Below are 12,866 nucleotides of genomic sequence, written 5' to 3'. Positions count from 1 at the left end.
CCGGTCGTCCGGCTCAAACTGTGATTTCGATCAGATTGCCATCGGGGTCACATAGGACCGCCTCGTAGAAGCCGTCGCCGGTCCAGCGCGGCTTTGCCACCAGCAGGCCCTGGACTTCAGCGCGCGCGGCCATGGCATCGACCGCCTGCTCGGTGCCGAGCGAAAGCGCTACATGGGCAAGGCCCGTGCGCTCTTCCTTGGGATCGCCCGGCGCAACCCACGGGCCTTCCATGATCTCGATCGCCGGTCCGTCGCCGAGCGCCAGGAAGCGCGAACGAAAGCCCGGCCGCCGCCGACTTTCATAGACATCGCCGACTTCGGCCCCGAAGAACGTCGACCAGAAGCCGGCGATCGCATCGAGGTCCCGGGTCCACAGCGCTACATGGGCGATCGTCATCATCGGGTCCCTCTGGCCATCATGACGTCCGCGCCCGTCGCCTCGAATGCAGCACGGTGCTCCGCCGGAGCGTCCGCCTCCAGCACCAACACCACCCTGTCGTCGATGTCGACGATCCCGTGCGCGGCCGCCGTCCCGAGTTTGTCGCTGGTAATGGCGACCACAAGGCGCCGGCTGCGCGACGCAATCAACCGCTTGAATTCCGCGTCTTCGAAATGGATCGCCGTCAGGCCCGCCGCGGCATCGGCGCCGCAGGTGCCGAGAAAGCAGAGATCGGGTCTGAGCAATTCCGCATCGCGCTGTGCCCGCGCGCTGACGGCCGCACCGACCGCGCGGTTGAGTGGCCCGCCCAGCAAGATGAGGTCGACGCCTGGTTTTTCCATCAGCGCCGCGGCAATCAGCGGCGTATTGGTGACGACGGTGACCGTCAGGTCCGGCTCGATCAGTTGCGCGATGGCGAGGTTGGTCGACCCTGCATCGAGAAACACCGTCATGCCCGGTGCGATCAGGCCGACGGCCGCGCGGGCGAGCGCTGCCTTGCGCTCCGGCGCCATGGCAACGCGCTCGCTCAGGGTGGTGTGCGCCGCCGGAGCGACCGGAAGAGCGCCGCCATAGACCCGCTCGCAAAGGCCCGCCGCCGCCATTTCCCTGAGGTCGCGGCGGATCGTGTCCTCGGAGACGTTGAACTCGGCAGCAAGATCGACAGCCAGCACCCGGCCGTTGGCCTTCAGCCGTTCCTGGATCAGCGTCTTTCGCTCACGAAGTAGAAGTTCGCCTGACATTTCATCAATCGTGCATAAACGTGCATGAATCGCTATAAATGTGCATATCGACTTTTGAAACCGATTTCAAGTGCGCAGGACAGCCAAATCAGAATGGGCTGGGATTTCCGGAAAACCGTGCCTTTTGGGTGCGGCCAGCCCCGTTTTGGGGAAAAATCTTCATCAAAACGCGCGGGAATTGGTGTTTTATACGCTCAGATCGCCGATCTTTTATGCGATTGTCCGCTCAATCCGGACGACGGGCCGGACCAGAAAGAAGATGGAAAATCACGATGAAACTCCTCCCCACGCTGTTTGCCGCTGCTCTGATGCAGGTTGCCGCCCTTGCTTCCGCCGAAGCCGGTGACAACCTCAATGCGATCAAGTCTGCCGGTGTGCTAAAGATCGGCACCGAGGGCACCTATGCTCCCTTCACCTATCACGACGCCTCCGGCACACTCGTCGGCTTCGACGTCGAGATCGGCCAGGCGGTCGCCGAAAAGCTCGGCGTCAAGGCTGAATTCCTCGAGGGCAAGTGGGATGGCCTGATCGCCGGCCTCGACGCCAACCGCTACGACACGGTCATCAATCAGGTCGGCATCACCGAGGAGCGCAAGAAGAAGTACGACTTCTCCGAGCCCTACATCGCCTCGAAGGCCGTGCTGATCGTCAAGACCGACAACGAGGAGATCAAGGACTTCGCCGATCTCAAGGGCAAGAAGTCGGCCCAGTCGCTGACCAGCAACTTCGGCAAGCTTGCGACCGCATCCGGCGCCGAACTCGTCGGCACCGACGGCTTCGACCAATCGATCCAGCTCGTGCTGACCGGCCGCGCCGATGCGACGATCAACGACAGCCTCTCCTTCCTCGACTTCAAGAAGAAGAAGCCCGATGCACCGGTGAAGATTGCCGCCGAGCAGGCCGATGCCGACTTCTCCGGCATCATCATCCGCAAGGATGAGCCGGAACTCCTGGAGGCGATCAACAAGGCGCTCGTCGAGATCAAGGCCGACGGCACCTATGACAAGATCTCGCAGAAGTATTTTGGTGCGGACGTGTCGAAGTAAGCTCCGACCGACGCTGCGGCCGGTTTCCCCGCCGGCCAATCTGGTTACAGCGGCGCGTCAGGGATGACGCGCGAAGGACCCTGTAACACTTCGGACTCGCTGCCTAATCTCCGCCGTTAATCGATTTCGATCCAAGGGATTATGCAGTATGAATCGCGATCCGTTCCGGACCCCGGGGCGGATCGCGCTTTTTGAAAGGCCCGCCCTTGACCACCTGGCTCCCACTGATGCTGGAATCTCTGCCGTCCCTGCTCTGGGCCGGCCTGACCTTTACCATCCCGCTGACCCTGCTTTCCTTCATCTTCGGTCTGATCCTCGGCCTCGTCACGGCGGTGGCCCGTCTCTTCGGGCCAATCCCGGTTTCCTTGATCGCGCGCTTTTACGTCTGGGTGATCCGGGGCACGCCGTTGCTCGTCCAGCTCTTCGTGATCTTCTACGGGCTCCCCAGCGCCGGTATCCTGCTCGATGCCTTCACCGCCGCCCTCATCGGCTTCTCCTTGAACGTCGGCGCCTATTCGTCCGAAATCATCCGCGCCGTCATCTCGTCGGTGCCGCGCGGGCAATGGGAAGCAGCCTACTCCATCGGCATGAGCTGGAGCCAGGCGATGCGCCGCACCATCCTGCCGCAGGCGACACGCGTCGCCGTGCCGCCGCTCTCGAACACCTTCATCTCGCTGGTGAAGGATACGTCGCTTGCCGCGGCGATCACCGTGCCGGAGATGTTCCAGACCGCGCAACGCATCGTCGCCACCACCTACGAGCCGCTGATCCTCTATATCGAGGCGGCGCTGATCTATCTTGCCATGAGCTCCGTGCTCTCCGCCCTGCAAGTGCGGCTGGAGCGCCGCTTCGCCCGCTATGGCGGCTTCCTGGAGGCACGCGCATGATCGAGCTCTCCCACATCGAAAAGCGCTTCGGCGACAATCTCGTGCTGAAGGATATCTCCGTGGCGCTCGCCGAGGGCACGGTGACGGCGCTGGTCGGCCCGTCCGGTGGTGGCAAGAGCACGCTTCTGCGCTGCATCAATCTCTTGGAGACCCCGACCTCCGGTTCGATCCGCCTCGGCGAAGAGAAGATCGAGTTCTCTCCCGGCCACAAGATCGGCTGGGCGGCGATCCAGCGGCTGCGACGGCAGACCGGCATGGTGTTCCAGAATTTCCAGCTCTTCCCGCACCAGACTGCCCTCGGCAACGTCATGGAAGGCCTCGTCACCGTGCTGAAGTGGCCGGCCGACCGAGCGAAGATGCGCGCGATGGAACTCCTGGAAAAGGTCGGCATGGCGCACAAGGCCAATGCCTGGCCGGCGACGCTTTCGGGCGGCCAGCAGCAGCGTGTCGCGATCGCCCGGGCGCTTGCCCCTTCGCCGCGCGTGCTGCTCTGCGACGAGCCGACCTCGGCGCTCGATCCGGAACTGGCCGAGGAGGTCGTCGAGGTCCTGAGCCGGCTTGCCCGCGAGGGCACGACCATGGTGATGGCCACCCACGACCTCAGGCTTGCCTCGCGCGTCGCCGATAAGGTGATCTTCCTCGATGGCGGCGTCATCGTCGAAAGCGGTGCGCCGAAGACGATCTTCTCGGCCCCCGAACGCGAACGCACCAAAAGGTTCATCGCCTCGCTCAGCGCCCCGCACGACTACGAGATTTGAAGGCAGGGTCAGGCGACCGGTTTGCCCGGCCACGTCTGGTCGCAGAAGGAAAGCGGCATCCCTCTCGATCGTCATCCTCGGGCTTGATGTTCAGTCCGGGGAGATGGCCAACACCTGTTCGGAGAGATGACTGAGGGATGGGCCGAGCCGACCACTTCTGCAGCAGCCTCGCAAAACAAAAAACGGCCGGGCAAAAACCCGGCCGTTTCTGTTTATAGAGCAGAAGCCCTCAGGCGTCGAAGACGATCAGCAGATCCTTGGCGTCGATCTGGTCGCCGGCGCGCACCAGCACCTCGGCGATCGTGCCGTCCTTCTCGGCGTGCAACGCCGTCTCCATCTTCATCGCTTCGATCGAGAGCAGCACGTCGCCGGCCTTGACCGCCTGACCGGCGGCAACGGCGACGGTCGAGATGACGCCCGGCATCGGCGCGCCGAGGTGGGCGGCATTGCCGCCCTCCGCCTTGCGGCGCACGGCGCTGGCGGCACTGCGGTTGCGGTCCGGTACCTTGATCAGGCGCGGCTGGCCGTTCAGTTCGAAGAACACCTTGACCATGCCCTTCTCGTCCGGCTCGCTCTTCGCCTGATGCAGGATCACCAGCGACTTGCCCCTCTCGATCTCCGGCTGCAACTCCTCGCCCGGCGCCAGCCCGTAGAAATAGGCCGGCGTCGGCAGGACGCTGACCGGACCGTAGGTGTCGGCGGCGACCGCATAGTCGGTGAAGACCTTCGGATACATCAGGTAGGAGGCAAACTCGAAGTCGTCGACCTTGCGCTCGAGCTTGTCCTCGATCGCCTTGCGCTCCGCATCGAGATCGGCCGGCGGCAGCAGCGAGCCCGGAACGGCGGTGTAGGCCTTCTCACCCTTCAGCGCCTTCTTCTGCAGCGCTTCCGGCCAGCCGCCCGGGGGCTGGCCGAGATCGCCCTTCAGCATCGACACGACCGAATCCGGGAAGGCGATGTCCTTCGCCGGGTTCTCGACGTCGGCAACGGTCAGGTCCTGGGAGACCATCATCAGCGCCATGTCGCCGACGACCTTCGAGGACGGCGTCACCTTGACGATGTCGCCGAACATCTGGTTGGCGTCGGCATAGGCCTGGGCGACGCGGTGCCACTTGGTTTCGAGACCGAGCGAACGGGCCTGTTCCTTGAGGTTGGTGAACTGGCCGCCCGGCATTTCGTGCAGGTAGACCTCCGATGCCGGCCCCTTGAGGTCGCTTTCGAAGGCGGCGTACTGGTAACGCACCGCTTCCCAATAGAAGGAGATGCGGCGGATCCATTCGGGGTCGAGACCCGGATCACGCTCCGAGCCGCGAAGCGCCTCGACGATCGAGCCGAGGCAAGGCTGCGAGGTGTTGCCGGACAAGGCGTCGATCGCCGCATCGACGACATCGACGCCGGAATCGACGGCGGCGAGCACGGTCGCGGCCGCGATGCCCGAGGTATCGTGCGTGTGGAAATGGATCGGAAGATCCGTCGCCTCGCGCAGCGCCTTGAAGAGCACGCGCGCCGCCGCCGGCTTCAACAGGCCCGCCATGTCCTTGACGGCGATCATGTGCGCGCCGGCCCTTTCGAGCTCGGCTGCCAGCGCCGTGTAATACTTGAGATCGTATTTCGGGCGCGCCGAGTTCAGTATGTCGCCGGTGTAGCAGATCGCCGCTTCGCAGATGCGGTTCTCTTCGGCAACGGCCTCCATCGACACGCGCATGTTGTCGACCCAGTTGAGGCAGTCGAAGACGCGGAAGACGTCGATGCCGCCCTTCGCCGCCTGGCGGACGAAATACTTCACGACGTTGTCGGGGTAGTTCTTGTAGCCGACGCCGTTAGCGCCACGCAGAAGCATCTGCAGGAGCAGGTTCGGCGCATCCTCGCGAATGCGGGCCAGCCGATCCCACGGATCTTCGGTGAGGAAGCGCATGGACACGTCGAAAGTCGCACCGCCCCAGCATTCCAGCGAGAAGAGCTGCGGCAGCGCGCGGGCATAGGTGCCGGCGACGCGGGCGATGTCGTGGGTGCGCATGCGGGTCGCGAGCAGCGACTGGTGGCCGTCGCGCATCGTCGTATCTGTCAGGAACACCCGGCTTTCGCCACGCACCCACTCGGCGAACTTCTTCGGGCCGAGTTCGTCGAGCTTCTGCTTGGTGCCGGCGGGAATGTCTCCCTGGATGAACGGCACGACGGGCTTGGCCGCGTCCGCCGGCGGCTTCGGGCGGCCCTTTGCCTCCGGATGGCCGTTGACGGTGACGTCGGCCAGATAGGTCAAGAGCTTCGTCGCGCGGTCCTGGCGCTTCACCTGCTGGAACAGTTCCGGCGTCGTGTCGATGAAGCGGGTGGTGTAAGTGTTGTTGCGGAACTGCTCGTGGCCGATGATCGCCTCGAGGAAGGTGAGGTTGGTCGCGACCCCGCGGATGCGGAATTCGCGCAGCGCCCGGTCCATGCGGCTGATCGCCTCCGCCGGCGTGCTGCCCGAAGCCGTGACCTTGACCAGCAGCGGGTCGTAGTAGCGGGTGATGTAAGCGCCGGTATAGGCGGTACCGCCATCGAGACGAATACCGAAGCCGGCCGCCGAACGATAGCCGGTGATGCGGCCATAGTCCGGGATGAAGTTCTGCTCCGGATCTTCAGTGGTGATGCGGCACTGCAGCGCGTGGCCGTTGAGGTGGATGTCCGCCTGGCCAGGTACGCCCGATGCCGGCGTGCCGATCGCCTCGCCGTCGAGGATGTGGATCTGCGCCTTGACGATGTCGATGCCGGTCACCACTTCGGTGACGGTGTGTTCGACCTGGATGCGCGGGTTCACCTCGATGAAGTAGAATTTGCCGGTGTCGGCATCCATCAGGTACTCGACCGTGCCGGCGCCCACATAGTTGGTCGCACGCGCGATCTGCAGCGAATAGTTGGCAAGCTCCTGACGCTGCGCGTCCGAGAGATAGGGCGCCGGCGCGCGCTCGACGACCTTCTGGTTGCGGCGCTGGATCGAGCAGTCGCGCTCGAAGAGATGCACGACATTGCCGTGGGTATCGCCGAGGATCTGGCTTTCGACGTGGCGGGCGCGTTCGACCAGCTTTTCGAGATAGACTTCGTCCTTGCCGAAGGCGGCCTTCGCCTCGCGCTTGGCTTCCGTCACCTCGCGGATCAGGTCCTTCGGGTCGCGGATGGCGCGCATGCCGCGTCCGCCGCCGCCCCAGGAGGCCTTGAGCATGACCGGATAGCCGATCTCGGCGGCAAGGCGGTGGATTTCCTTCTCGTCGTCCGGCAGCGGATCGGTGGCCGGCACGACCGGCACGCCGACGGAAATGGCGAGGTTGCGCGCGGCGACCTTGTTGCCGAGCTGGCGCATCGTCTCCGGCCGCGGGCCGATGAAGGTGATGCCGGCCGCGTCACAGGCATCGACGAATTCCGGGCTTTCCGAAAGCAGGCCGTAGCCCGGATGGATGGCATCGGCGCCGGAAAGCTTGGCGACGCGGATCACCTCGTCGATCGACAGGTAGCTTTCGATCGGACCGAGGTCACGGGCAAGGTGCGGGCCGCGGCCGATCTGATAACTTTCGTCCGCCTTGAAGCGGTGCAGTGCCAGTTTGTCCTCTTCTGCCCATATCGCGACCGTTTTCAGACCGAGTTCGTTTGCAGCGCGGAAAACGCGGATGGCAATTTCAGAACGGTTGGCAACAAGGATCTTCGAGATAGGCAAGTCGGTCTCCTCAATGACTTGAAATTGCGGGAAATGCTGCACCCGCGAAATAAAGTATTAGCGAGTCACCGAGCAGAGCGCAATTTCAGATGCGACAGGAAACCGAACGCCTTTGCCTTTAGGAGATCAACCCGAGCCGGAAGGCGATCGCCACGACATGATGGCGGTTCTTGCCCTTCAGTTTCTCCTGGATGCCGTTCATGTACCAGTCGACCGTGTGGCTCGAAATGTCGAGCACCTTGCCGATGTCGTTCGAAGTCATGCCGTCGGCGAGATAGTTGAGCGCTTCCATTTCGCGCCGCGTCATCTGGACCTCGACGCGCGAGCCGAGCTCGGCCGAAACCTCGGGATCGCTCAGTTCCAGCAGCTTCCAGAACAGCCGCTTGGCGATGGCATCGAACAGGCTGATCTCGACCGGGCTCAGTTCGACGACACGACCGCCGACCGTCAGATTGCCGAGCAGGCCGCGCCGGCCGTGCACCGGGAAGATATAGCCATCGTAGAGGCCGTGGTTGCGGGCCTCGATCATCATGCTTTCCATGCGCTTGCGATGCGGATCGGAGCGGAAGGCAAACAGCGTGTCGCGCCAGCGAAAACCCCGCTGCGCATGACCGAGATAGCGGATGGTCGGATCGATCACCACGAACTTCTTGCGGATGTAGATCTGCGGCCAGCCTTCCGGCCAGCGACCGGCGAGCAGCAGCCGCAGCGGATTGTCATGCGGCTTCGGTTGCCGGACGACGCCGTAGAAGTCGAAGCCGCAGCGATCGAGCAGGCGCTCGAACTCCGGAATGATCTCCTCGCGAGTCTTCATCTCCTCCAGAAGCGCGAGAAACTGTACGAGCAGCGTAATGTTCATGGATCACCTTCCAGGTAGATGCATATGGTCGCATTTCCGAATCCGGACATAAAGGCACCGTTCAGCGACCATTCATGTTGCACCCGCGATAATCCGTCATACCACGCTCGGTCTTATGCGAAATATGCAAGAAATCGGAGTTGGCACGATAGATAGCAGACTATGAATATTCTCGCCAAGCTTCGGTTGCGAGCGAAACGGGAAAACGAGTGGCTGTCCATACGTCCGGCTACGGCCTCCCTTGCCGTCTAAGACCGTCTCAGCGCGGCCCCGAATGTACAGCGGCGGACCAAGGCCCGCCAACCGTACATCGAGGACGCGGGTGCATCCGCCGCGGAAAGTCTGCGGCGCCAAATCCGGTACCCGGAAGGGGTGAGACAGTGTCATTGTTCCAAGTGTATGCAAGAGCGCTCCAGTATCTTGCGGCTCACAAGTTTCGTGTCTCGGCGATCGTCCTCGCCAACGTCGTTCTGGCCATCATCACGATTGCCGAACCGATCCTGTTCGGGCGCATCATCGACGCCATTTCGTCGAAGGGCGAAGTCACGCCGATGCTGCTCATGTGGGCAGGTCTCGGCGTGTTCAACACCGTCGCCTTCGTGCTCGTCGCCCGCGAGGCGGACCGGCTGGCCCATGGCCGCCGCGCCACGCTCCTGACGGAAGCCTTCGGCCGTATCGTTTCCATGCCGCTCGCCTGGCATAGCCAGCGCGGCACGTCCAACGCGCTGCACACGCTGCTGCGCGCCTGCGAAACCCTCTTCGGCCTCTGGCTCGAGTTCATGCGCCAGCATCTGGCGACTGCCGTGGCGCTCGTGCTGCTCGTTCCGACCGCCTTTTCGATGGACGTTCGCCTCTCGCTCGTGCTCGTCGTGCTCGGCGCGCTCTACGTGGTGATCAGCAAGGTCGTCATGAGCCGTACCAAGGAAGGCCAGGCCTCGGTCGAGAACCATTACCATACGGTCTTCTCCCACGTCTCCGACGCCATCAGCAACGTCTCGGTCGTGCACAGCTACAACCGCATCGAGGCCGAAACCCGCGAGCTGAAGAAGTTCACCGAGCGGCTGATCTCCGCCCAGTTCCCGGTGCTCGACTGGTGGGCACTGGCGAGCGCGCTGAACCGCGTCGCCTCCACCATTTCGATGATGGCGATCCTCGTCATCGGTACCGTGCTGGTACAGCGCGGCGAGCTCGGCGTCGGTGAGGTCATTGCCTTCATCGGCTTTGCCAACCTGCTGATTGGCCGCCTCGACCAGATGAAGGCCTTCGTGACGCAGATCTTCGAAGCCCGCGCCAAGCTCGAGGACTTCTTCAACCTCGAAGACGCCGTCCGCGAACGCGACGAGCCGGCGGGTGCGACCGAACTGCCGCCTGTCGTCGGTGAAGTCGAGTTCCGCAACGTCTTCTTCGACTTTGCCAACACGAACCAGGGCGTGCACAACGTCTCGTTCACGGCCAAGGCCGGCCAGACGATCGCCATCGTCGGCCCGACAGGTGCCGGCAAGACGACGCTCGTCAACCTGCTGCAGCGCGTTCATGACCCGCGCGATGGCCAGATCCTGATCGACGGCAACGATATCTCGAAGGTAACCCGCAAGTCGCTGCGCCGTTCGATCGCCACCGTCTTCCAGGATGCGGGCCTGATGAACCGCTCGATCTCGGACAACATCCGTCTCGGCCGTGATGATGCGACGATCGAGGAAGTCATGGCTGCCGCCGAAGCGGCCGCCGCCTGCGACTTCATCGAGAGCCGGACGGGCGGCTACGATACGGTGGTCGGCGAACGCGGCAACCGCCTGTCGGGCGGCGAGCGCCAACGTGTGGCAATTGCCCGCGCCATCCTCAAGAACGCGCCGATCCTGGTGCTCGACGAGGCGACCAGCGCGCTCGACGTCGAAACCGAGGCCCGCGTCAAGGATGCGATCGATGCGCTGCGCAAGAACCGCACGACCTTCATCATCGCTCACCGCCTGTCGACGGTGCGCGAGGCCGACCTGGTGATCTTCATGGATCAGGGCCAGATCGTAGAGATGGGCGGCTTCAACGAGCTTAGCCAGAGCAACGGCCGCTTTGCAGCTCTGCTGCGCGCCAGCGGCATCCTGACGGACGAAGATGTCCGCATGAGCCATACGGCCGCATAGAACGCGCGCTTAAGTTAATGAACGAACTTCAAGCCACCCGCAGTCAAACGCGGGTGGTTTTTCTTTTCGACATTCTGACACGTCGCTTCGAGCAGCCTTGTCATTCCTGGGAATGCTGGTAGACAGGAATTCCGGCTTCAATTCCAAGGGAATCACCAATGCCGGATATCTCCACCATTGCACTCTTCGCCGCGGCAAGCCTCGTGCTCACCGCCACGCCCGGTCCTGACATGCTGCTGATCGCTTCTCGGAGCGTCAGTCAGGGGCGGGCGGCCGGCTTCCTCACCTATGGCGGTATCGCGCTCGGCACCTATTGCCATGCGCTGGCCGCCGCACTCGGTCTTTCCCAGCTCTTTGTCACCGTACCCGTTGCTTACGAGATCGTGCGCTGGGCGGGCTGCGCCTATCTGCTTTATCTCGCCTACAAGACAGTCCGCGCGGACGCGTCGAGTTCTTCCCCGATTTCGACGCTCAAGCGACTCTCAAACAGGCGGATCTTCGGCGAGGGGCTGATGACAAACCTGCTCAATCCGAAGATGGCGCTCTTCGTGTTGGCCCTGTTGCCGCAATTCGTGGATCCGAACGGCGGGTCGATGGTCGCGCAGATGCTTCTGCTCGCCACCGTGTTGAACGGGATCGGCTTCCTGGTGAATGGCTCGGTCATTCTGGTTGGCAGCCATCTGCGCGCGCGACTCGCTGGCATCAGGCGTTTCCCCAAGCTGCCGCAATACCTCCTCGCCGGCGTATTCACGGGACTCGCCTGCCGCCTTGCCCTTGGTTCGAGAAATTAGACGCCCGGCAAGGGCGGCGTTCTCCTACGCCGCCCGCAGCGGTTTTGCCGTGGCAATGCCGCGCAGCCATTCGAGATAATAGGCATAGGCGAAATGCAGCCCGATGCCGACGAGCACGAACAAGCTGCCGAAGATCGGGTTCCGCCCGGTGACGAACAGCAGCACCTGGCCGGACATCGCCAGAATCGTACCGAAGATGAAGATCGGCAGCGAATGTCGCCCGACCACCGCGAGCGGATGATCGCTGTCGAGCTTGGCAAGGTTGCTGATCCGAGGCGTCACGGCGATGACATAGGCGAGCGCCAGCACATGCAGCAACCGCGGTCCCGACAGGAAGGTCTTGTCGAAGCCGGTGAGGACCGCTGGAAGACCGAAGGAGAAGTCTATGCTCCAGAAGGAGAAGAGTACCCAGACAGCCGAGACCGCGAGATAGGCGCAGCAAAGGACGAACAGCCAGCGCCATCGCGGCAGCGTTCCACCGCCGCGCACGAAGGTCATCATGACGATGCCGATGACGAACAGGAACTGCCAGGACCAGGGATTGAGGAACCAATAGCCTTCGTCAAGGAAGTTCGACGGCACGAATTTGAAGATGCCTGCGGCCAGCCACAGGGCGGCCGACAGCAATAGCAGCAGTTTCTTGCTGACGCCGTTCAGCCAGAGGATTCCCGGCAGCATCAGGAACAGCGCCGCATACATCGACAGGATGTTGTTGTAGCCGAGCTGGTGCCCCAGGAGCACCATGGCGACGATGCCCTGTTCGGTCTGCTCGACCATCGGGCGGATGTTGATCTCGCCGATCAGGTCCTGCCGGCCGAAATAGATCGCACCGCCGGCGAAGATCGCCAGCGTCACGATGCTGGTCATGATGTGGGCGATGTAAAGTGCCAGCGCCCGCCGCCAGATTTTCAGCGTCGTCGCCAGCCGTCCGCCGGCGGCGAATTTTCCGCCATAGGCGATCCCGACCGACAGGCCGGAGATCAGCACGAAGGCCTCGGCGGAATCGGAAAAGCCGAAGTTCTTGTGCGTCAGATATTCGAGATACTGTCCCGGAACGTGGTTGACGAAGATCGTCAGCAGACACAGCGCCCTGAACACGTCGAGGCGTGTGTCACGCTCCTTGGGAACCATTCGGACGGACGTCGGGGTGACGCCACCCTGAAATGTCTTTTGCAGCATGCGCTCCGTTTTCCAGGATTTGGCGCCCCTGCCCCATCCCTGTTGAAACGGGCACCGACACCTCGCCTTGTCGCGTGATGCCCGGCACCATGAACGAGAGCGAGATGACAATGTGCAGCGGCTTCCCGCCTGCATCCCGCTCGGATGATACTGCATGTCTCCTTAAATCGACCTCGATTTAAGGAGACATGCAGCAAATCAAAGTCCTCAGCGACCTTTGCGCGCCTTAAAAGACGCGCGGCGCCGTAGAGCTTCCCGCTCGCACGTGAAGTCACTGGACGCGGAAAAGACGCTCTAGCTTCAATGTATTAGAGCGTCCTTTGCGTTCGTCCGAACGCGTG

11 protein-coding genes are annotated in these 12,866 nt (G+C 62.9%); 6 read left to right on the top strand and 5 right to left on the bottom strand.

Going from position 1 to position 12,866, the window contains the following annotated elements:
- Positions 1-13: 13 nt before the first annotated feature.
- Together ACQ5BM_RS19280 and ACQ5BM_RS19275 are read right to left on the bottom strand one after the other, a co-directional pair.
- On the bottom strand, positions 14-397 hold the full coding sequence (locus tag ACQ5BM_RS19280; RefSeq protein ID WP_429814581.1) for a VOC family protein: 384 nt from the start codon (positions 395-397) through the stop codon (positions 14-16).
- Positions 397-1,179 (bottom strand): DeoR/GlpR family DNA-binding transcription regulator, encoded by a 783-nt coding sequence (locus ACQ5BM_RS19275; RefSeq protein ID WP_429814578.1) that lies wholly within the window; start codon positions 1,177-1,179, stop codon positions 397-399. The genes ACQ5BM_RS19280 and ACQ5BM_RS19275 overlap by 1 nt, the downstream gene beginning before the upstream one ends.
- A gap of 24 nt (positions 1,180-1,203) precedes the next feature.
- Between ACQ5BM_RS19275 and ACQ5BM_RS19270 the strand changes: the two genes are divergently transcribed.
- The 4 genes from ACQ5BM_RS19270 to ACQ5BM_RS19255 all read left to right on the top strand — a co-directional run bounded on the left by ACQ5BM_RS19270 (position 1,204) and on the right by ACQ5BM_RS19255 (position 3,870).
- The gene (locus tag ACQ5BM_RS19270; RefSeq protein ID WP_429814576.1) at positions 1,204-1,455 is read left to right on the top strand and encodes a hypothetical protein; all 252 of its coding nucleotides are present in this window, start codon (positions 1,204-1,206) and stop codon (positions 1,453-1,455) included.
- Positions 1,452-2,225, top strand: coding sequence for an amino acid ABC transporter substrate-binding protein (locus ACQ5BM_RS19265; RefSeq protein ID WP_429814573.1), 774 nt, complete (start codon positions 1,452-1,454; stop codon positions 2,223-2,225). Before ACQ5BM_RS19270 ends, ACQ5BM_RS19265 begins: the two co-directional genes overlap by 4 nt.
- A gap of 206 nt (positions 2,226-2,431) precedes the next feature.
- Entirely contained in the window at positions 2,432-3,112 is a 681-nt protein-coding gene (locus ACQ5BM_RS19260; protein ID WP_429814570.1) for an amino acid ABC transporter permease, read from the top strand.
- On the top strand, positions 3,109-3,870 hold the full coding sequence (locus ACQ5BM_RS19255) for an amino acid ABC transporter ATP-binding protein (RefSeq protein ID WP_429814567.1): 762 nt from the start codon (positions 3,109-3,111) through the stop codon (positions 3,868-3,870). Before ACQ5BM_RS19260 ends, ACQ5BM_RS19255 begins: the two co-directional genes overlap by 4 nt.
- Positions 3,871-4,099: 229 nt before the next feature.
- On the opposite strand, the gene pyc is transcribed toward ACQ5BM_RS19255, so the two are convergent.
- Entirely contained in the window at positions 4,100-7,558 is a 3,459-nt protein-coding gene (gene pyc, locus ACQ5BM_RS19250; RefSeq protein ID WP_429814564.1) for a pyruvate carboxylase, read from the bottom strand.
- 118 nt (positions 7,559-7,676) lie between these two features.
- Positions 7,677-8,417 (bottom strand): helix-turn-helix transcriptional regulator, encoded by a 741-nt coding sequence (locus tag ACQ5BM_RS19245; RefSeq protein WP_429814561.1) that lies wholly within the window; start codon positions 8,415-8,417, stop codon positions 7,677-7,679.
- A gap of 380 nt (positions 8,418-8,797) precedes the next feature.
- On the opposite strand from ACQ5BM_RS19245, the gene ACQ5BM_RS19240 reads away from it, so the two are divergent.
- Both ACQ5BM_RS19240 and ACQ5BM_RS19235 read left to right on the top strand, forming a co-directional pair.
- A complete protein-coding gene (locus ACQ5BM_RS19240; RefSeq protein WP_429814558.1) occupies positions 8,798-10,555 on the top strand; it encodes a glucan ABC transporter ATP-binding protein/ permease in 1,758 nt (585 codons plus the stop codon).
- A 158-nt stretch (positions 10,556-10,713) separates the two neighbouring features.
- The gene (locus tag ACQ5BM_RS19235; RefSeq protein WP_429814556.1) at positions 10,714-11,346 is read left to right on the top strand and encodes a LysE family translocator; all 633 of its coding nucleotides are present in this window, start codon (positions 10,714-10,716) and stop codon (positions 11,344-11,346) included.
- 24 nt (positions 11,347-11,370) lie between these two features.
- Here the strand turns inward: ACQ5BM_RS19235 and ACQ5BM_RS19230 are convergent, their stop codons facing one another.
- Positions 11,371-12,525 (bottom strand): OpgC family protein, encoded by a 1,155-nt coding sequence (locus ACQ5BM_RS19230; protein ID WP_429814553.1) that lies wholly within the window; start codon positions 12,523-12,525, stop codon positions 11,371-11,373.
- Positions 12,526-12,866 lie beyond the last annotated feature (341 nt).

It is taken from the genome of Ensifer sp. B1-9 (genome assembly GCF_050474445.1).
Taxonomy (GTDB): domain Bacteria; phylum Pseudomonadota; class Alphaproteobacteria; order Rhizobiales; family Rhizobiaceae; genus Ensifer.
The sequence above is the reverse complement of the archived record's forward strand: the minus strand, read 5'-3'. Positions and strand labels throughout refer to the sequence as shown.

Bases quoted from the DNA above. Each gene is read 5' to 3' on its own strand.
- ACQ5BM_RS19255 (WP_429814567.1), top strand. From the start codon at position 3,109: ATGATCGAGCTCTCCCACATCGAAAAGCGCTTCGGCGACAATCTCGTG.
- ACQ5BM_RS19265 (WP_429814573.1), top strand. From the start codon at position 1,452: ATGAAACTCCTCCCCACGCTGTTTGCCGCTGCTCTGATGCAGGTTGCC.
- ACQ5BM_RS19280 (WP_429814581.1), bottom strand. From the start codon at position 397: ATGACGATCGCCCATGTAGCGCTGTGGACCCGGGACCTCGATGCGATC.
- ACQ5BM_RS19270 (WP_429814576.1), top strand. From the start codon at position 1,204: ATGAATCGCTATAAATGTGCATATCGACTTTTGAAACCGATTTCAAGT.
- ACQ5BM_RS19230 (WP_429814553.1), bottom strand. From the start codon at position 12,525: ATGCTGCAAAAGACATTTCAGGGTGGCGTCACCCCGACGTCCGTCCGA.
- ACQ5BM_RS19245 (WP_429814561.1), bottom strand. From the start codon at position 8,417: ATGAACATTACGCTGCTCGTACAGTTTCTCGCGCTTCTGGAGGAGATG.
- ACQ5BM_RS19235 (WP_429814556.1), top strand. From the start codon at position 10,714: ATGCCGGATATCTCCACCATTGCACTCTTCGCCGCGGCAAGCCTCGTG.
- ACQ5BM_RS19275 (WP_429814578.1), bottom strand. From the start codon at position 1,179: ATGTCAGGCGAACTTCTACTTCGTGAGCGAAAGACGCTGATCCAGGAA.